Origin of the sequence: Phytohabitans houttuyneae (assembly GCF_011764425.1) — a bacterium.
GTDB lineage: Bacteria > Actinomycetota > Actinomycetes > Mycobacteriales > Micromonosporaceae > Phytohabitans > Phytohabitans houttuyneae.
In genome coordinates this window covers 1174871-1192436 of sequence record NZ_BLPF01000002.1, presented here as the reverse complement: position 1 = coordinate 1192436, position 17566 = coordinate 1174871, and the positions used below count along the sequence as shown (strand labels likewise).

The 17566-nt window shown below is 72.3% G+C and carries 19 protein-coding genes; 9 read left to right on the top strand and 10 right to left on the bottom strand.

Translation table 11 applies throughout. The annotated features are described in order from the left end of the window. Positions 1-71: 71 nt before the first annotated feature. The 7 genes from Phou_RS28870 (at position 72) to Phou_RS28840 (ending at position 5674) form a co-directional block, all read left to right on the top strand. The gene (locus Phou_RS28870; RefSeq protein ID WP_173061448.1) at positions 72-695 is read left to right on the top strand and encodes a M15 family metallopeptidase; all 624 of its coding nucleotides are present in this window, start codon (positions 72-74) and stop codon (positions 693-695) included. After that, positions 692-1861, top strand: a complete 1170-nt coding sequence (alr, locus tag Phou_RS28865; RefSeq protein ID WP_246273926.1) for an alanine racemase — start codon at positions 692-694, stop codon at positions 1859-1861. The genes Phou_RS28870 and alr overlap by 4 nt, the downstream gene beginning before the upstream one ends. Continuing rightward, complete coding sequence (locus Phou_RS28860; RefSeq protein WP_173061445.1) at positions 1858-2817, top strand: D-alanine--D-alanine ligase family protein; 960 nt, start codon at positions 1858-1860, stop codon at positions 2815-2817. Before alr ends, Phou_RS28860 begins: the two co-directional genes overlap by 4 nt. A 9-nt stretch (positions 2818-2826) precedes the next feature. After that, positions 2827-4098: a sensor histidine kinase gene (locus Phou_RS28855; RefSeq protein ID WP_173061442.1), complete on the top strand. Its 1272-nt coding sequence runs from the start codon at positions 2827-2829 to the stop codon at positions 4096-4098. Beyond that, positions 4095-4766 carry a response regulator gene (locus Phou_RS28850; protein ID WP_173061439.1) on the top strand — a complete coding sequence of 224 codons (672 nt, stop codon included), beginning with the start codon at positions 4095-4097 and terminating at the stop codon, positions 4764-4766. Before Phou_RS28855 ends, Phou_RS28850 begins: the two co-directional genes overlap by 4 nt. Positions 4767-4815: 49 nt before the next feature. Further along, positions 4816-5196 (top strand): Mth938-like domain-containing protein, encoded by a 381-nt coding sequence (locus tag Phou_RS28845; RefSeq protein WP_246273925.1) that lies wholly within the window; start codon positions 4816-4818, stop codon positions 5194-5196. 100 nt (positions 5197-5296) lie between these two features. Then, the gene (locus Phou_RS28840; protein WP_173061436.1) at positions 5297-5674 is read left to right on the top strand and encodes a hypothetical protein; all 378 of its coding nucleotides are present in this window, start codon (positions 5297-5299) and stop codon (positions 5672-5674) included. Between the two features lie 75 nt (positions 5675-5749). Here Phou_RS28840 and Phou_RS28835 read toward each other — a convergent pair whose 3' ends face one another. From Phou_RS28835 to Phou_RS28815, 6 genes are all read right to left on the bottom strand, one after another. Then, positions 5750-6319, bottom strand: a complete 570-nt coding sequence (locus Phou_RS28835; RefSeq protein ID WP_173061435.1) for a hypothetical protein — start codon at positions 6317-6319, stop codon at positions 5750-5752. Positions 6320-6502: 183 nt separating this feature from the next. Beyond that, positions 6503-7411, bottom strand: coding sequence for an NAD-dependent epimerase/dehydratase family protein (locus Phou_RS28830; protein WP_173061432.1), 909 nt, complete (start codon positions 7409-7411; stop codon positions 6503-6505). After that, complete coding sequence (locus Phou_RS28825; RefSeq protein ID WP_173061429.1) at positions 7408-8013, bottom strand: dihydrofolate reductase family protein; 606 nt, start codon at positions 8011-8013, stop codon at positions 7408-7410. Before Phou_RS28825 ends, Phou_RS28830 begins: the two co-directional genes overlap by 4 nt. Before the next feature lie 14 nt (positions 8014-8027). Then, positions 8028-8426, bottom strand: coding sequence for an FAD-binding oxidoreductase (locus Phou_RS51355; RefSeq protein ID WP_218579244.1), 399 nt, complete (start codon positions 8424-8426; stop codon positions 8028-8030). A 38-nt stretch (positions 8427-8464) separates the two neighbouring features. Next, a complete protein-coding gene (locus Phou_RS28820) occupies positions 8465-9316 on the bottom strand; it encodes an FAD-binding oxidoreductase (RefSeq protein ID WP_218579243.1) in 852 nt (283 codons plus the stop codon). A 53-nt stretch (positions 9317-9369) separates the two neighbouring features. Continuing rightward, on the bottom strand, positions 9370-10203 hold the full coding sequence (locus Phou_RS28815) for a helix-turn-helix domain-containing protein (protein WP_173061427.1): 834 nt from the start codon (positions 10201-10203) through the stop codon (positions 9370-9372). 166 nt (positions 10204-10369) lie between these two features. On the opposite strand from Phou_RS28815, the gene Phou_RS28810 reads away from it, so the two are divergent. Then, positions 10370-11524 carry a hypothetical protein gene (locus Phou_RS28810; protein ID WP_173061423.1) on the top strand — a complete coding sequence of 385 codons (1155 nt, stop codon included), beginning with the start codon at positions 10370-10372 and terminating at the stop codon, positions 11522-11524. Positions 11525-11597: 73 nt separating this feature from the next. Here Phou_RS28810 and Phou_RS28805 read toward each other — a convergent pair whose 3' ends face one another. Then, positions 11598-13841, bottom strand: a complete 2244-nt coding sequence (locus tag Phou_RS28805) for an NHL repeat-containing protein (RefSeq protein ID WP_246273924.1) — start codon at positions 13839-13841, stop codon at positions 11598-11600. Between the two features lie 456 nt (positions 13842-14297). Further along, a complete protein-coding gene (locus tag Phou_RS28800) occupies positions 14298-15017 on the bottom strand; it encodes an alpha/beta fold hydrolase (RefSeq protein ID WP_246273923.1) in 720 nt (239 codons plus the stop codon). A 44-nt stretch (positions 15018-15061) separates the two neighbouring features. On the opposite strand from Phou_RS28800, the gene Phou_RS28795 reads away from it, so the two are divergent. After that, positions 15062-15508 (top strand): hypothetical protein, encoded by a 447-nt coding sequence (locus Phou_RS28795; protein ID WP_173061420.1) that lies wholly within the window; start codon positions 15062-15064, stop codon positions 15506-15508. 7 nt (positions 15509-15515) lie between these two features. Here the strand turns inward: Phou_RS28795 and Phou_RS28790 are convergent, their stop codons facing one another. Then, positions 15516-16217, bottom strand: a complete 702-nt coding sequence (locus Phou_RS28790; RefSeq protein WP_246273922.1) for a SanA/YdcF family protein — start codon at positions 16215-16217, stop codon at positions 15516-15518. Positions 16218-16241: 24 nt separating this feature from the next. Next, positions 16242-17558 carry an outer membrane protein assembly factor BamB family protein gene (locus tag Phou_RS28785; RefSeq protein ID WP_173061417.1) on the bottom strand — a complete coding sequence of 439 codons (1317 nt, stop codon included), beginning with the start codon at positions 17556-17558 and terminating at the stop codon, positions 16242-16244. Positions 17559-17566: the final 8 nt, after the last annotated feature.

Genomic DNA, 17566 nt, shown 5'->3' with positions numbered 1-17566 from the left:
TCGTACCCGGGTACCGCCCGCCGGCACCTCAGGCTGAGGCGCCCCGCTCCGCCTGCCGCCACCTTCGGATCATGACAATCTTGCTTTCCGATCCTCGGGTGTCGGCCGTGCCGGTGCGCGACGCCGGCGAGGCGTTGGTACGCCTCGACGCGGACTTCGGGCCGGCACGGGCGTGGGTCCGCCGGGGCCTGGGCGAGCGGCTCGCCACCGCGCGTGACGCCCTGCCGGCCGGGCTTCGGCTGCTGGTGGTGGAGGGTCATCGCCCGGTCCGGCAGCAGCGGGCCATCATCTCCGCCTACGCGGCGCAGCTTCGGCTCCTGCACCCGGAGCTGCCCGCCGCCGAGCTGCACCGCCTGACGAGCAGGTTCGTGTCACCGGTCGAGGTGGCGCCGCACGTCGCGGCCGCGGCGGTGGACCTCACGCTGGCCGACGCGGAGGGCGCGGAGCTGGACATGGGCACGCCGATCGACGCGACACCGGAGCAGTCCGGCGGGGCATGCTACTTCGACGCGGAGGGCGTCGACGCGGACGCCCGGGCGCGCCGGGAGCTGCTGGCCAAGGTGCTGGGCGGCGCCGGCCTGGTGAACTACCCCACGGAGTGGTGGCACTGGAGCTACGGCGACCGGTACTGGGCCTTGATGACCGGCGCGCCCGCCGCGCTGTACGGCCCGGTCCTGACGGAGCCGGAGGCGTGACACACCCCGCGACCGCGACCGTGCTCGCCCCCCACGAGCCGCGTGGCGAAGGCGCGCGGCTGACCGTCGACCTGAACGCCGTCGCGCACAACGTCCGGCTGCTCAGGCGGCGTACCGCGGCGGAGCTGATGGCGGTGGTCAAGGCCGACGGGTTCGGCCATGGCGCCGTCGACGTCGCGCGCACGGCCATCGCCGCCGGCGCGGGCTGGCTGGGCGTGACGAGCGTCGACGAGGCCGCCGCCCTGCGCGACGCCGGCCTGCGGGTACCGGTGCTGAGCTGGCTCAACCCGGTCGACGCCGACTTCGACACGGCGGTGCGCCGGTGCGTCGACCTGGCGGTGCCCAGCCGTGACCACCTCGACGCGATCGCCCGCGCGGACGGTCTCGCGCGGGTGCACCTGCACCTGGACACCGGCATGGCCCGCGACGGCGCGGAACCCGGGGCGTGGCTCGAGCTGTGCCGCCGGGCGTACGCCGCCGAGCGGGAAGGGCGGATCCGGGTGGTCGGCGTGATGGGACACCTCGCGTGCGCGGAGACGCCCGGGCATCCGGCCAACGCAGCCGGCCGGCGGCTGTTCGAGTGGGGGGTGGCCGCGGCCCGCGACGCGGGACTGCGACCGGCCGTGCGCCACCTGGCCGCCTCCGCGGCGGCCCTCACCGAGCCGCGCGCCCATTTCGATCTGGTACGGGTCGGTGCCGCGCTGGTCGGCATCGACCCGACCGGCACCACCGCCCTGCGTACCGCGCTGACGCTTGCCGCCCCCGTCGTCGCCGTGCGCCGCGTCGCGGCCGGCACTCCGGTCGGCTACGGCCACGCCTGGCACGCGCCGGCCGCGACCACGCTCGGGCTGGTGCCGGTCGGGTACGGCGACGGCCTGCCCCGCCACGCCTGGGCCCGGGCGGAGGTGCAGGTCCGCGGCCGGCGGCGCCGCATCGCCGGCCGCATCTCCATGGACCAGCTCGTCGTCGACCTCGGCGACGACCCGGTACGGCCCGGCGAGACCGCCACCGTGTTCGGCCCGGGTGGCGGCGGCGAGCCGACGCTCCAGGACTGGGCGGGCTGGGCGGACACGATCGCGCACGAGCTGGTCACCGGGCTCGGCCCGCGGCTTCGCCGCCACGTCCTGCCCGCCGACAACCGCGACCCGCACGGGAGCCTGACATGAGCACACGCCGCACCCGGGTCGCCGTCATCGGCGGCGGCCAGAACTGCGAACACGAGGTCTCCCTCGCCTCCGCCGCCGCGGCCACGGCGGCGCTCGACCCCGCCCGGTACCAGGTGGTGGTCCTGACCATCGGCGCGGACGGTGGCTGGCGCGACGAGGGTGACCGCCCGGTCGGCCTGGCCGGCGCGGTCGAGACTCTCCAGGGCTGCGACGTGGCGCTGCCGCTGCTGCACGGGCCGCGCGGCGAGGACGGCACGGTGGCCGCGCTGCTCGACCTCGCCGGCGTGCCGTACGCCGGCTCCGGCCTGAGCGCCGGCGCGCTCGCGATGGACAAGTGGGTCACCAAGCTGGTGGCGGGCGCGATCGGCATCGCGACCGCGCCCGGCGTCCTGCTCACGGCCGCGACCGCCGCGACGTACACCTGGACCCACCCGGTCGTCGTCAAACCGGTCGCGGCCGGTTCGAGCCGCGGTGTCGCCCGGGTGGACCGCCCGGAGCAGCTGGCAGCGGCGGTCGGCGCCGCGCTGGCGCTGGACCGGCGGGTGCTGGTCGAAGACGTGGTCGAGGGGCGGGAGGTGGACCTCGCCGTGCTGGCCCGCCCGGGCGGCGCCCGGATCGTCGCGCCGGCGCTGGAGATCGTGGTCGCCGGCGGCGTCTTCGACTACGCCACCAAGTACGACGGATCGGCCGTCTTCCGGGTGCCGGCTCCGCTGGCCGAGGCGGACCGCAAGGCGCTCGAACACGCCGCCCTCGGCATGTACGACGCATTGGGGTGCAGCGGCGTCGTCCGGGTCGACTTCTTCCTCACCGCGGACGGTCCGGTCCTCAACGAGGTCAACACCACGCCCGGGTTCACCGGCCAGTCCCAGGTGCCGCGGATGTTCGCCGCCGCCGGCGTGCCGTACCCCGAGCTGCTCGACATCCTCATCCAGGATGTCCTGGCCGGCGCGTCGTAAGGTCGCTGGGTGAACGTGCCCCGACCCGCCTGGCAGGATTGGCTGCCGGACGCCGCGGCCGGGCTGATCGTCGCGGCCCTCGGTCTGGTCATCGCGATCTTGAACTACGGCCCGTACGACGAGTACGCCGGCCCGGCCCCGCTCGGGATGGTCACCCCCGCCCGGCTTGTGGCGCTGCTCGCGGTGGTGGCGGTGGTCACGGGGGCGGCGGTGGGCGTCAGCCGCCTCGCCCCGGGCGCCGCGCTCGCGCTGGTGTGGGCGCTGGCCGCGATTCACGTCGTGGTCGGCGTCCCGATCCTCCCCACCGAGCTGGCCATCGCGGTGGTGGCGTTCGGGACCGCCCGCTGGGGCAACACGACGGTGGTCTGGCTCAGCGCGCTGTCCGTACCGGCCGGCGCGGCGGTCGCCGTGCTGTTCCTGGCTCCCGAGATCCGGCGGCTCCTGTCCGGTTTTCTCGACCTGAGCGCGCTGCAGGCCCTCGGTGAGACGTGGCAGCCGTTCGCCGCGTTGATCGGGGCGGCCCTGCTGGGTGTGCCGTGGATGGCCGGCATGGTGCTGCGCGTGGCGGCGCGCGCCCGTACCACTGTCGATCTGGCCTCGGCGGACGTGGCCCGGGCCGAGGCGGACCGGGCCCAGGCCCGGCAGATCGCCCGGCTGCGCGAGGACCAGGCCCAGCTCGCGCGGGAGGTGCACGACGTCGTCGGCCACTCCCTCGCGGTGATACTCGCCCAGGCCGAGTCCGGCCAGTACCTGCCGGACGGCGACCCGGCAGCGCTCAAGACGACCCTGGCGAACATCGCCACCTCGGCCCGGACCTCGCTGCAGAGCGTGCGGCAGGTGCTGACGGCCACGCAGGAGGGGCTCGCGGCGTCGACGCCGGACCTGGACAGCCTGATAGAAGGGCTGCGCACGAGCGGCCACGGTGTGGTCTCCACACAGACCGGCACGCCCCGGACGATGCCGCCGGAGCTGGACCTGATCGCATTCCGCACGTTGCAGGAAATGGTGACAAACGCGATGAAACACGGCCGGCGGGATCACCCCATCACCGTGGAACGCCGCTGGCCGGACGGAGACTGGGAGGCCACCCTGCGGATCTCGGTGAGCAACGCCGCGCTGGCACCCCACCGCGCGGACTGGACCGCCGGCCAGGGCCTGACCGGCATGCGGCAGCGGGTGGAGTCGGTCGGCGGCCGGCTCGACGTCGACCGGCACGAGGTGGCCGGGGAGCCGAGGTTCACCGCGACCGCGTGGATCCCCGTGCGGGAGCCGCTGTCGTGACCGGGCCGATCAGCGTCCTGCTCGCCGACGACCAGGAGCTCTTCCGCTCCGGCGTGGCGGTCATCGTGGACGCGCAGGAGGGCATGTCCGTGGTCGGCACGGCCGGCGACGGAAGCGAGGCGGTCCGCCTCGTCGACGAACTGGCGCCCGACGTCGTGCTGATGGACATCCGCATGCCGGGCATGGACGGCGTCGAGGCCACCCGGCAGATCTTCCTGCCCGAGCGGGTCAGCCGCCGCCCCAAGCCGGTCCGCGTGCTGGTGCTGACCACCTTCAACCTCGACGACCAGGCGGCCACCGCCATCCGGTACGGGGCCAGCGGCTTCCTGCTCAAGGACACCACCCCGGTGATGCTGCGCGACGCCATCCGCACCGTCCACAGTGGCAACGCGGTGCTGGCGCCGCCCGACCTGACCACGCTGATGGACCACCACTTCCGGGCGCCCGTGCCGACACCCGAGGCGTACCTCGCGCTGACCGACAAGGAACGCGACGTCTTCACCGCCGCCGCCCGCGGACTGTCCAACGCCGAGATAGCCGCCCAGGTCTTCGCCAGCGAGTCCACCGTGAAGACACACATCGGTGCGATCCTGCGCAAGCTCGGCCTGCGCGACCGGGTACAGATCGTCGTGTTCGCCTACGAACACGGCCTCGTCCCTCCGCGCTGAGCCACCCGAGGGGCGGCGAGTACCCTCGCAACCCGAACGAGAGGACACCGTGACCACCGAAACGACCCGCTCGCCGCGCATCCGGTCGATCTCGTGGGGGCGCATGGAGGTCGAAGGCCTCGACGTCGGCAAGGACTTCAAGCTCTACCCCGGCGGTGGCCGCCCGTGGGACTGGTCCGAGACCGGCACCCGCCACAGCCCAGGCATCCAGCCCGCCGACGTCGAGGAGCTTCTGGCCCGCGGCGCCACGGCGGTGGTGCTGTCGCGCGGCATGCAGCTGCAGCTCCAGGTGGATCCGCGCACCGTCGAGCTACTGGAGCAGCGCGGGGTCACCGTACACATCGCCGAGACCACCGAGGCGGTACAGGCGTACAACGAACTCGCCGCCAACGGCACCGCCGTCGCCGGGCTCTTTCACTCGACCTGCTGACCCCACTCCCCCGGCCTTGCCCGGCGTGCGCCCGCCGCGTGTTGACTCGCTCACCATGCTGGAAGCGGAAGCCCTTCCCGCAACTCCCGAGGAGGACCCCGTGCGCAAGCCGGCCAAGACCGCCGCTGTCCTCGTGGGGCTCGGCGTGGGCGCCGCCGCCGGCCCGTCCCTCGGCGCCGCCGCCGTGTGGTCCGGCGTCGCGGTCGCCGCTGTCGGCGTGGTGCTCTCCCTGCTCGGTAGCACGGAACCCGCCCCCGGCGACGGCGCGGAACGACAAGGGCGAAACCCGCAGCGGCCCACCCTCAGCGGCTTGGGCACCCGCGTGGAGCAGGTCCTCGAGCTCGCCGAGGAGCAGGCCGCCGACCACCGCGCGGAAGCGCGGCGCGAAGCCGAGGAGATCGTGACCACCGCGCGGCGGGAAGCCGAGGCGATCGTGAACCGGGCACGTGAGCAAGCGGCCGGCGACCCGACCACCTGATCATGAGCGCGCGCGTCCGGGTACGCGGCGGAAACCGTTGCATGGCTCCGGCCACGGTCTCTTTTCTGCGCTCAGTCAGCCGATCGGGCGTGAGCACCAAAGGTAAAAGTCGTCCAGGTGGACCTCGTTCGGGTCGCTGCCCTGGCCGCCGCCCACCCACATGCGGATGACGATGCGGGTCGTCGTGTGCGGGAAGTTCTGGAAGAGCACCTGGCGGTAGTCCTTGGTGTTCGACTTCGGAATCACCTTCTCGGTGCGCGAGATGTACATCCACGTCGTGCTGTCGATCAGTTCGAGGTGCAGGAGGCTCTCCTGGTTTCCCCACGCGTAGATGTTCGCGCCACAGGTCCGATAGCTTGAGGTGGGATCGAGCACCACCCAGCCCTCGACAGCGGCCCAGCCGGAAGCGCCGCCGAGAGTAGCCGAGTTCTGGCCCGTCCTCGCGTACTCCGGCCTGGTGTCGGTGTTGGCCCACCCGTCGCCGGTCCTGGTGTACGCCCACCTGTTCTGATGGTCGCCTTCGAAGCCGTCGACGACCGGCCACGGTTGGGCTTGCGCGGGCGCGCCGCCGGCAAAGACCGCCGCCAGTGTCACCACCACCGTCGCCAGCAGCGCCCGCAGGCCCACGTATCGCCTACCGTTCATACGACCCCTCCTCCGGTTGTCGCGTCCGCCGCAAACGCTGGCACGGACCCTTCACCGAAGTTGCACGGGTTCGTTCATCGCCTCGACCGCCGCCACCCGACCACCGCGGTCCGTGGGCGCATTGCTGCGCCCAGCTTGAGAGCCACCTGCGGCAAAGCCGCCCGCGCCGGTGACCAGCGCGACTCAGCGGGCGTTGGTGGCCCGCCACGCGACGTAGTCGGCGACCGCCGCGGCCATGTCGAACCTCGGCGCGAAGCCCGTGTCCCGCACCAGCCGGGTGATGTCGAGGTGGGGTCCTTGCTCCCCTCCGGGCAGCACGTCGAGCCGCAGGCCCGGAGTGATCGCCTCCAGCGCGTCGGCAAGCTCTCGGTTGGTGGAGGGCCGGCCGCTGGAGACGTTGTACGTGTCGTGCCGCAGGATCGGCACGGTCATCAGCAATGCGATCGCGCGCCCCGCGTCGGACGCGTAGCAGCGGTCGCCGCCATCGCCGGCGTGCAGGGTGGGCGGCTGCTCGCCGCGGAGCACGGCGCTGATGTACGGCGGGATGTGGTTGAACGGTGATTCCGGGTCCATCAGCGGCCCCCAGATGCTCCCGATCCGCAGCACGACCGGCTGCACGCCGCTGCCCTGCAGGCTGTGCGTGGTGAGCGGCTCCACGGCCTTCTTGAACGCGATGATCAGGTGTGGTAGCTCCACTGTGGGCAGTGCCAGCTCCTCCCGCCACGGCACTTCCGTCCGGCCGATGTAGACACCCAGGCTGCTCGCGACGGCACACCTGCGTACGCCCCACGCGCGGGCGGCGGCCAACGCGTTGAGCAGGCCGGTCGTGTCCGTACGGAAGAAGGCGACCGGGTCCTCGCCGGGAACGCTGCCGGCGAGGTGGACGATGTCGCTGATCTCGTGGCGGTCGCCGAGCGCGAGAAACGCCTCCCGGTCCGTCACGTCGAGGCGTTCCACAGTGACCTTGCCGTCGAGGAACGACGGTACGTCGGTGCTGCGGTGGGAGGTGACGACCACCTCCTGCCCGAGGTCGAGCAGCGCGCGGGCGGTGTGGGCGCCGATCATGCCCAGCCCTCCGGTGACAAGGATCATCGGAGCACCTCGTAGTGAAGGTGGGTCACGCCGGGCGCCGGGATGGCCTCGATCAGGCGCAGGTTGACGTGCTCCGGCAGTTCATGGAAGAAGCTGTGACCGCCGCCCAGCAGTACCGGTACCTGATGGAGGACGATCTCGTCGACGAGCCCGGCCTTGAGTGCCGCGGTGACCAGGCCGCCACCCATCAGCGCGACGTTCCTGTCCCCTGCGGCCACGCGGGCCGCGGCGATGGCGTCCCCGATGCCGGTGGTGACGAGGGTCTGCTTTTCGCTGATCCCGGGCACCGGCCGGTGGCTGACCACGAACAGCGGCGCGGTCGGGTGCGGCCCGTCGCCGCCGAAGTGGCTTGAGTGCTCGTACGTGGTGCGGCCCGCCACCGACGCTCCCACCCGCGCCGCGAGCGCGTCGAAGAAGCGGGCGCTGGCCTCGCTGAGCGTGAAGCCGTCGAACACCTGGCTCGGCGTGTCCCCGTTGCCGTACCAGTCGAAGAGCATGGGCGCGTCGCCGAGACCCCGCCCGAACTCCGCCTCGCCCTCGGGCGTGCGACCACTGATGTAGCCGTCGACCGAAACGGCGTGAGCGCTGATCACCTTGCTCATGTCTCTCCTCAGGTTCAGATGGCTTGCGGGAAGTCGAAGAACCGCTGCGGGTCGTAGGCGGCCTTGACCGCCGCCAGCCGCCGGTGGTTGCCCGCGTGGTAGGCCGCCGCCCAGTCGTCGAGCGCGGGGTCGGGAAAGTTGGGGTAGACCCGCCCCGACGCGCCGGCGTGTGCGGTCGCCCACGACCGGTCCACCCACGGGCCGGCCGCCTCCGCGATGTGTTCGAGCAGGAAGCGCTCGCCGCGGTGGGCGAACGCCGTGGCGTCCGCCGCGACCCTGTTGTACGCCCCACCCATCGCGGTGAACGCCAGCTGCCGCCAGCCCACCGCCCTCCGCTCGCCGAGCTGGTCCAGCAGCGACGCGAGCGTGCGGTCCGCCATCGCACGGGCGAAAAACTCCGACCGGGCCCGCACGGCCCGATCGGGCGGGTCCAGGTCCGCGAAACTGCTCTTCAGCAGGGGTACGGAAGGTCGCCGCGCAGCTCGCACGGGCGATCCGTGAGCCCACGCAGCAGTTCTCGGGCCGGCGCCTCCGCGAGGGTGGTGGCGCCGAAAAGCGTGGCCCGCACCGGGGCGCCGGGCTCGGACTCGAGGGTGAGGTTGACGGTGATCTCGTCCGGCGCGTCCGGTGCCCAGTCCTGCCAGGCGGCCACGAGCTCGTCCACGGCGACGTCCGACCAGCGCGCCTCGATGCGGGTCGTCACCGGCTCCGGCACGGTGTCGAACCGCAGTGACGTGACGACCCCGAACTGCCCGCCTCCCGCACCGCGCAGCGCCCAGAAGAGGTCCGGCTCGCGCTCGTGGTCGCAGTCCACGACGCTGCCGTCGGCGAGCACCACCTGTGCGCCGGCCAGGCGATCGCAGGTCAGCCCGTACACGCGTCCGAGCAGGCCGATCCCGCCGCCGAGGGTGAGACCGGCGATGCCGACGGTGGGGCCGCACCCGGCCGGCAGCGTGCGGCCGTGCGCGTGCAGTGCCGCGTACACCTGTGCCAGGCGGGCGCCGGCTCCGATCGTGGAGATCCGGTTGTCCGCCATCGAGATCCCGTCGAGGCCGGACAGGTCGAGCACGATCCCGTCCGTCGACGAACGGCCCGCGAAGCAATGCCCTCCACCCCGCGGGACGAGGCGCTGGCCGGTGGCCGCCGCGTACCTGACCGTGGCGACGACGTCCGTTACCGAACGGCACCGCACCACGAGAGCCGGACGCACGTCCTGGAAGGCGGCGTTGACCGGGCGGCGGATCGCGTCGTAGCCCGGCGAGGAAGGTGTGAACACCTCGCCGTCGACTGCTAGGTCAGGCACGGGTCCAACCTAGGGACCGCCCGACCGGCCGGTCTTGAACGAATCGCGCAGCCTCAGACGCGCAGCGGCGGCCTTCCGCGGCTGGCCAGAAACGGCTTGTAGGAGGCCGAGTGCTCGTGCCCGCAGGCGCACCTGTCGACGGTCCCGCCGAGCAGCTGGCGCGGCGTGAGGCCGGTCAGCCGGAGGCACTCGCGGCTGAGGTGTGCCTGGTCGGCGTACCCCACGTCGACCGCGAGCCCCGCCATGCCGTCCGCGCCGCGCCGACCGGAAGCGGCGGCTCCTGCCTGGGCGAGCGCGAGAAAGCCCTGGAACCGCAACGTGCGCTGCAGCACCTTCGGACTCACCCCCACCGTGTGCAGGCAGCGGCGGCGCAGCTGGCTGGCGGACAGCGCCAGGTGGGTGGCCAGGGAGTCGATGTCGACAGGGTGCCAGGGCATCAGCGCCTTGACGGCCTCACCCACCACCGGGTCCACCGGCACCGCCACCCGGTACTCCCGCAGCAGGTGTCCCTGCAGGAGCATGAGCGCCCGCTCCGGCGTCGCGGCCCGCGCCATCGCCTCCACGAGCCGGTCCACCGACAGTCCCCACAGCTCCGCCAGGCTCAGCCGCTGGTCCACGAGGTCGTCGAGCACCGCCGGCAGCGGCGGCGGGGTGCCCGGCTGAAACCGCACGCCCACGATCGTGGTGCGCGCCGGAATGACCTCGACCTCCGGCCCGGTCAGCGGACCGACGAGCTGCGGCCGCCCACCGATCGGGAAATGGACCTCGATCCCGCCCGTCGGCAGGTGACGCTGCACGTAGGGCGCGTCGCCGGTGCGCTGGATCCAGACCGTCCGCACCACGCCCGCCAGGGCGGGCAACGGGGGACGCTCAACGTAGGACTCCATCACCGCCATCCTTACACGGACCCCAGAGCGGCGGTCGACACCTCGATGTACCCCTGAAATACTTGCTGCCGTGAATGGGCCAGCGGGCTCGGCGTCGCACGGATCGCACGATCCAGCCGCGCGCCTCGACGCCGCGTGGGAGCTCGTCGACGCCAGCTGGCACGCCATGGCGGCGGGCGAAAGGGCACGGACCGCCGAAAACCTGCGCGGCGAGCTGCGCAATGCCAGGCACATCATCGACCTCACCCGCGCCTCACTCCCCATGTTGGCGGGCCCGCAGGGCCGGCACGGCGAGCAGGACGCCCACGACCTGCTGTGGCAGCTCGCCGAGCTGGACCTCGCCGTGCCGCGGACGCCACCCACCGACGGCAGGCCTTCGCTCGCGGACGTCATGCTTGCGCTGCCGCATCTCACGGTGCTTTCGCAGCCGCAGGTCGACGCCCTGGACGCCGCGCTGAAAGACTTCGACGACGAGATCCGCTCACTGCTCGACGAACACGACGGTCAGGAATGGCGTGAGCGCGCTCTGGGACTAACCACGGCGATACGCCCGTACCTGGTCCGCGTCTCCCTCTCGGTTGCCGCCGGCCTTCTCGCGACAGTGGTAACGGCAGCGCTCGCCGGCCCGGTCGTCGTCGCGTCGCTGCTCGTCGCCACCGCCGGCCTTCTCGTCTCGGCCATCTGCGCGGAAGCACAGGCCCTGGTCCCACAGTCCCGCCCCGCGCCGGACCCGAGCGCGCACCTTGTCGCCCGGCACATGGACCTCGCGTCGGCGCTGGGAGACCTGACAAACCTGCTGGACCGGGCCAGCGATCCGCGCGCGAAAGAGGAATGGCTCCCGTTGGTGCAGCGCGCCAGCCTGACCGCCGCCATCATCGCGATAGACACCGACCAGGAAAGCCGCAAGTTCGCGTGGGCGGGCGCCCCTGGCTACCTGACCATGCTCCACACGACGCGGGTGCTTCTCGTCGCCCAGGCGACCGCTCCCGCCATCGACCCCGAAGCGCACGAACACCTGACGTCACTCGCCGACCGCTTTGCGGCAACCCACCCACCGGCCGACCTGCACCGCATGCGACAACCAGCTTCGCCACCAACCTTCGACGTGCCAGTAACCCGCGGCTTCATTGCATTTCCCGATCTGCCGGAAAGCGAGCGGGCCGACCGTCGCGAGCAAACACCCGTCACCAACCTCGACGAAGCCCCAGCGAGCCCGGTCCCGCCGCCCCCGCCGCGCGTGGAATTCGAAGAGCTGACGACCCGCGTCAAAAAGCCGGATGAAGATCTCGACGGACCAGGCGGTTCGTTCGGATTCTTCTGACCGGTTGCCCCGGCGGCACTGCGACGCGGGGGTACGGGACCGGCGCCCGTACCCCCGCTTTGTGGAACGACGGTCACACCTGGCAGGGGTGACCGCCCGGCTGGCCTGGTTTGGCCTCGACGTTCGCCTTCGCCTCGCCGATGGCCACGTCAGTGGCCAGCGTGTCGAGGATGACGGCGTGCTGCGTGACCGTGGTGGCGGTGGTCGTGGTGCTGTTCAGCCGCAAGGAACCGATCACCAGCGGGATGGTCAGCGGTGCGCTGCCGACGGTGACCGGGATTCCGTTGATCTTCAGGCTCGCGATGCTCGACGAGCCGGTGAAGGACGGCACCAGGGTGCCGCCCGGTCCGGCTACGCAGGTGGCGGTCGCGGTGGACGTGATCACGCCCAACTCGATCGTGACGAGCGGGACGATCAGGCCGGACGTGATGCGACTGGTGAGCACCTTCGCCGTCGCCGTCGCGTTGTCGCCCGGCGCGGGCGGCGACGCGGCCAGGTTGTCCGGCGTCTGGTTGGTGACCGCGTCGAGCCCGGTGGCGGTCACGTTGATGACGCCGGCGTTCAGCGCCACCTGGGCGAGCGTCTCGTGGTCGTCGGCGCAGGGAACGTCCGGCGGGTTGGCCACGGTCGAGGTCAGTCCGGCTATGCGCAGCACGGTCGCGATGCAGGAGAAGATGCCGTTGCGGTCGGCAGCCTCGATGCGCAGGTCGGACAGGATCGGGCTGTCGCCGGACGGGCTGGCCAGCAGCGTCGCTCGTACCTCGATGAAGCGCCCGACGAGGCCGAACTGAGCGCCGTTGCCGACCGGGACGAAGGGCTGCGCGGCGAGGTCCGCTTCGGCGTTCGCGGCGCGGGCCTGCACCGTGATGCTCGTTCCGGCGGGCACGCTGCCCTGTGGCTCGGTATTCCAGGTGACCTTCCCCCACGTCTGGCCGGCGACGCCACCGTCCTGCACCACGGACCAGGTGCCGACCGGCGCGGTGACCTCACCGAGGACCGAGCCCGTCATGTCGCTGTAGTTGTACGGGAAGGAGTTGGCGCCGAGATTGACGGTCAGGTCGACCGCGCCGACGGGGAATCCGCCGCCACCCGTCGGGCCGGCGGCCGGGTCGATCCGCATGGCGTTGCTGCTGTCCCGGTTGGCGACCCAGATCTTGCCGTTGCTGTCGACCGCGACGCCGGTCGGACCGCTTCCGCCGGGCAGTGCGACGTTGCCGACGAACGTGCCGTCGGTGCGCAGGTGGCCGACCGTCGTCTGTGGACCGAGGATCGAGTGGGCCACCCACACGTTGCCGCTGGCGTCCACAGCGACCCCTTGAGCGAACGTGTTGCCGTGCGGATACGTACCCAGCACCGTGCCGTCGGGCGCCATCTTCACCACCACGCCGGCGTCCACCCTGGTGTGCCAGATCTCGCCGGTCACCGGGTCCATGCCCAGGCCGTAGTCGCCGTGGCTGGCGTCGAGGCAGGCACCGCTGCCGGGTGCCGGGTCCGGTTCGAAGCGCAGCAGGTTGGCTCCGAAGCGCGCGGACCACAGCGTGCCGGCCTTGTCGACCAGGCCGCCGTAGCCACCGCAGCCGAGGTTGATCTGGGTGTCGTCGACCGGCGCCCCGGTCACCCCGTCGACCTTCTCGTGGTCGTTGTCGGAGCCGCCGGTCCACAGGTTGTTCTCCGCGTCCACGGCCACCGTCCGGGTGTTCGTGCCATTGACCCGGGTGTAGTTGATGACGCATTCGTCGGCGGCGGTCTCCACGCCGCCGTCGTTGTCCACACCGCCCGCGTTGGTCCACGCCCGCACGTCGCCCATCCCGCGCGACGTGGCGATCAGCCCGTCGTCGTCCCGGTCGTCGCAGGTGTTGTACGCGAACGGCGGCTTGAGGTAGTCCCCGTTGGGGTTCGCCGTACCGTCCACGTTGGAACGGGTGCCTCCCACCACGACACCGACCCGGGTCACCGAGCCGTCTCCGCCGGCCGCCTCGGCACGGTTGGACAGCCAGGTGTTGCCCAGCCGGTCCACCGTGGTGCGCGACGGGTCACGCCCGCGCCCGCTGGGCGCCGAAAACCACTCGCCGAGCACGTCGCCGGTGTTGACGTCGATGCGGACCATCGTCCCGGCCGCCGATTTGGCGATATTCACGTACGGGAAGAATGTCTGCGTCCGGTCGAGCTGGAGCTGGTCGTTGTTGGGGGCGTCGTGGTTGACGTCCTGCAGCACTCCCTGATCGAAATCGGCGTCGGTCGTGTAGAGCACATTTGTGCCGGTGACCGCGGCGGCCGCCGGTCCTGCGGGCAGCGCGACCAGGCTCGGTACGGCCATTGTGAGCAGGCCGAGCGCGACCGCCGCCCGCCGTGGTCGACGCCGGATGGGCTGTCTGCGGTTTACAGATCTTCGTGCGATGCCGATGGACAGGTGCATGCCACTCTCCCAACGGGGGTTCGGGTGCGGCGATCCGAATAGCGGATCGCGCTTGGATGCCGCAGTGCTTAAGCACGCTATTGAGACATTGACACTAAGCACCATCGGTCGATCGCTGACCATCGCACCACTTTCGACGGTGGCAATTCGTCGGACGGTTCCATGTATTGTTTCTCATCACCCCGACGAGTGATTGCGTGAACCAATTCATGCACACAAACACGTTAACCTAATTGCCGAATGGAACTTCCACATAAACAAATGCACCTTCGGCCTGCAGGCTTTCTCCTTTGATGAGCCGGGCGACCGCGAAGGGTGAAGGCCGCCCGCTCCGCCTCTATGTGGTCCACCGCGCGGTCATCGCGACGAGGCGAGCCGCCACCGCGTCCGGGGCGACGAGTTGGTGCAGGTGGCCGCCGGGAGTTCGTCCACGTCCCAGCCACGTTCGCGCGCCTCATCCGCCATCCGGTCGTACGGCGGCCCGAACAGCAGGTACCCGCATGGCCGGCGGTCCCAGCCGGCGGGTACCGGAAGCTGTTGTTCGTAATAGCTCAGCGGGAGCCGGGGCTGCTCGGCCGCGACCGTCGACCTGGTCCGCCGGTCGGGAAACAGCCGTGCCACATCGTCCTCACTCCACCAGGTCGTCCACTGTGGCAGCCGGCCCCCGGTCGCCAGTGTGCGCAAAAAGGCCAGCCGCTCGGCCGTCGCGGCGGGTGTGGGCCCGGTGCGCGCCGGCAGGCTGGCGTCGACGAACAGGCACCCGGCGACCGGGCGCCGGGCCGCCCGCACGACGGCGGGTACCAGCAGGCCCGCGTTGCTGTGCGCGACCAGCACGACCGGCTGGTGCGGCGGCAACCGGGTGAGGGCGTCGTCGACGGTCGCGGCGACCCGCGGCCAGAACGGTGGGTCGTCCAGGTCCGCCACGTCGACAAACGACGGCACCACCGCCACCGCGCCGGAGGCCGCCAGCCGGGCGGCCACCGGAGCCCAGGTCGACGGGCCCAACAGCATGCTGTGCAGGAGTACGAACGCGGGCTCCACCCGTCCACCGTCGACGACGCCGCCCGCCGCCGCCACCTAAGGAATAGGATGATCGCCAATTGGGATGATGGGGGCCTGCGATGCCGCGAGTCGAGTTCGACGTCAACAGTGGGGTTTCACCGGAGCGGTTCATCGGCGCCCTGACCGACTTCTCTCCGGCGCGGGCCGACGTCTGGCCCAACATCGACGCGGAGCACCTGAAGGTGCACGAGGTGGGTGCGGACTCGGCCGATGTCACCGAGGGCTCGTCGCTGGCCGGCGGCGTCTGGGAGCGCAACCGCTACGACTGGTCAACCCCCGGCACGGTACGGGTGGAGACGATCGAGTCGAACACGTGGCGTCCCGGCAGCTCCTGGCTGTACCAGGTGACGCCGGCCGGCACCGGAAGCCACATCCACGTCACCGTCGACCGCCGGCCCGCCAGCCTGAAGGGAAGGCTGATCGCGGTGCTGCTCGTCCTCGGCGGGCGCCGCGTGCTGCGCGGGGCCACCGAAGAGGTCCTGCGGAAGCTGGAGCAGAGCGGCTGACCGCGCGTCACGTCCCGCGCAGCGCGTCCTCGACGGCGGGGCTGTCCGGTGAGCTGACCGCCGGCGGCCGCCGCCGGACCGCGTCCCACGCCGCCTTCGCGCTGGCGAGGTAGTCGCGCGCGCTCTTGCGGGCGATCAGCCACGTCGAACAGCTGGGGCAGCGGGCCGTCACCCCGTCCACGTCGAGGCCGAGGTGCCGGCACAGCGTCACCGCCCGCGAGACGTGGTACGACTGCGTCACCACCAGGGCCCGCTCGACGCCGTACACGTCGCGGGCGCGGATACAACTGTCGTACGTGTCCAGTCCGGCCGGGTCGCCCACGACACGCCGCGGGTCCACGCCGAGCCGCCCGGTCAGGTAGGCGGTCATCGCCGCCGGCTCGTCGCCGGACACGCCGTTGCCGTCGCCCGACACGAGGACGACCCGGGCCCGCCCGCTTCGTACCAGCGCCGCCGCCGTCTCCAGGCGGCCGGCGAGCCGGGCGCTCGGCTGGCCGTCGGGCAGTACCTCGGTGCCCAGGACGATCACGACGTCGGCGGCCGGCGCGTCGGCCTCGTCGTACACGTGGCCGTGCGCGGCGAACGTGGTCCACAGCCACGGCCCGCTGACGAGCAGCAGCGCGATCACCGCCGCGACGGCAAGGCGCCGCAGGAGCCGGCGACGCCGGGTGATCCAGCCGCGCACCGCCGCCTGCCGGGAGCCCGTCACGGCCGTCACTGTACTTGCCGGCGATCACCGCCACACACCGATCGTGGCGTCGAGGCGGCGGCAGATGACCGCGCCGGCGTGTACCTCACAGTCGCCGCTGACCGCTTCGACCAGGGCGAAGAAGCGCGCGCCGCCGGTGCGCGGGTCGAGGCGGGCCAGCCAGGCGCGGGAGGTGGTCAGGTCGGTGCGCATGCCGACCAGTTCGCCGCTCGGCCCGGGCGGGCCGACGAGGGCCCAGGCGCCGAGGTGCTCCCGCTGCCGGCCGGTCCGCGGGTCGAGCACGGCGAGGTCGGCGAGGCCGTCGTGCGCGGGTGTCGCGGCCACGAGGTGGTCGCCGGCCCGGCTGAGGTACGTCCGCGTCGGGTCGGCCCACAACTGCCGGCCGGTGGCGGGGTCGAGCGCCCGTACGCCGCCGCGCTGCGAGACGACGCAGAGCGTCTTGCCGCAGTCCGGCATGACGTACTCGGTCGGCAGGTCGATCGCGGCCGCCCACCGCCGGTCGAGCCGGTCCAGGCCGTAGGCGGTGACCATCGACTCCTGGCGCACCAGCACGAGTTCGCCGGCGAACTGCACGTAGCCCGCCGGCACCGACGGCGGGCGAGGCGGCAGCAGGTCGCCGGCCGCCAGGACCCGCCCGTCCTCCACGTCGCGCACCTCGACCCGGCCAGAGGCAAGGAGCGTGACCACGTGGGTGGGGGCGTGGCCGGCGTACCGGTAGGAGAGCCAGCCTCCCTTCGGCACCCGGTACGACCAGCGGACCGCGCCGGTCACCGCGTCGACGGCCTCCAGCGTCTCGTTCCCGGTACTGGCGGTCGGCGTGCCGTCCGGCGACGTCCACAGCAGTACGTGACCGCGGACCGGCGTCACGCCCTCGAAGAGCGCCCGGCGCCGCCACGCGATCTGGCCGCTAGCTTCGCGGATCGACACGCTTTCGACCTGTTGCAGCAGCTCCGGCTGGGTGCTGATGAGCATCTGCCCGGCCGTCGCGCCGACCCCGCGCAGCGCGCCGGACAGCGGCAGCGGCGCCTGCCACAGTCGTTGGGCGGCCGGCAGGGAGTACGCGGTGATGGTTCGCGGCCCGGCCCGCTCCCCGCGGTCGGAGGTGACCACATAGAACTGTTCACCCACCGCGAACGGGAAATCGCCCAGCCGCGCCGGGATCGTCGCCTCGACCAGCGCCGCCGGCGCGGACGTCGACGGCCCCAGCGTGGCGGCGAGGGCGGTCAGCCCGGCCAGCGCCCACGCCAGCCGCCGCCGGACCGGCATGCGCGGTGACTCGGGCGCGGCCTCCTCGGGCCGGTGCCGCATCTCGCCGAGGTCGATGAGGCCGCCGACCGCCATCCCCACCA